Source organism: Legionella drozanskii LLAP-1, from assembly GCF_001467585.1.
Classification (GTDB): Bacteria; Pseudomonadota; Gammaproteobacteria; order Legionellales; family Legionellaceae; genus Tatlockia; species Tatlockia drozanskii.
Window position 1 is genome coordinate 496,522 of the sequence record NZ_LNXY01000020.1, and the last position, 1,168, is coordinate 497,689.

Genomic DNA, 1,168 nt, shown 5'->3' on the forward strand with positions numbered 1-1,168 from the left:
GTTTAATGTGACTTTTGAGCGCCAATGGCTTGAAAAAATCGACATAGGGGATGTCTGGGGTATAGGGCGTCAATGGTCAAGGAAACTACAACGGCAAGGCGTTGCGACCGCTGCTGACTTGGCTCATTTAAATCCCCATCATTTAAAACAACAATTTAACGTGGTGTTGATGCGAACGGCCATGGAGTTAGCCGGCATTCCTTGCAACGAATTGGAAGTCAGAGAGCCTAAAAAATCCATCATGTCGTCAAAATCCTTTGGCGAGATGCAAACAGACTTTGCCTTAATTGCCAATGCGGTGAGCTCTCATTGCGCAAGGGCTTATGAAAAACTAAGGCGGGAAGGATTGTCTGCCCAATACGTGACTGTTTTTGTGCAAACCAACCGCTTTCGCGCTGATTTACCGCAATACTGTAAAGGAATGCAATTTAAATTAATTAACGCCTCTGATGATTTAATGGTGATTACCAAAATTGCTAAACGATGCCTTAAGCAATTATTTAAACCAGGTTATAGCTATAAGAAAGTCGGGGTTTGCTTAGAAGGCTTAATACCTAAAACATTTAAACAAAGTGACCTTTTTAACCAGCTTTCCGATGAGGTCGTTCAAAAAAAAGACAAGCTCTTCAAGGCCTTTGATTCCATCAATACGCGCTTTGGTCGAGAAACGATTCGTCTAGCGTCCGAAGGGGCATCTAAACCCTGGGCTATGCGGGCTGAACTTAAATCACCGGCCTATACGACGCGCTGGACTGATTTGCCCTTTGTGAGAAATCTGACCTAAATTTTAAAAGAATAGCGTTTTGGTTTTGAAGAATGACTTAGTGGTTATTTAACCAAGAATTGATTTCTTTGATACTTTCATCAACGACGGTTAGGATTTGTTGATACAGTTTTTCGAGCAAATCGTGTTTTCCGATTTTCCAATAACGCTCAAGGTATTGGCAAGACATTTTAATTTTAGTGGTGCCTACATAGACAGCACCGCCTTTGATTTTATGGGCCAGTTGTTGAGTCTTATTCCAATCATGCTCGTCATGCGCTTGCTTCATCTGAACTAAATCTTTAGGCAGAGAATCATTCATCAAAAAAGTCAGCATTTCTGCTAAAGAATCTTCACTGCCAGTGGTTTTAATTCCCTCTTCGATATCTAAAGAGGGAAATTCAG

The 1,168-nt window shown here is 41.3% G+C and carries 2 protein-coding genes; one reads left to right on the forward strand and one right to left on the reverse strand.

The window, feature by feature from the left end:
• Window positions 1-784: DinB/UmuC family translesion DNA polymerase (locus Ldro_RS06555; RefSeq protein WP_157066479.1), on the forward strand; the 784-nt coding region annotated here is incomplete at its 5' end.
• Between the two features lie 37 nt (window positions 785-821).
• On the opposite strand, the gene Ldro_RS16595 is transcribed toward Ldro_RS06555, so the two are convergent.
• A partial coding sequence (locus Ldro_RS16595) for an Hpt domain-containing protein (RefSeq protein WP_193786634.1) occupies window positions 822-1,168 on the reverse strand: 347 nt, incomplete at its 5' end.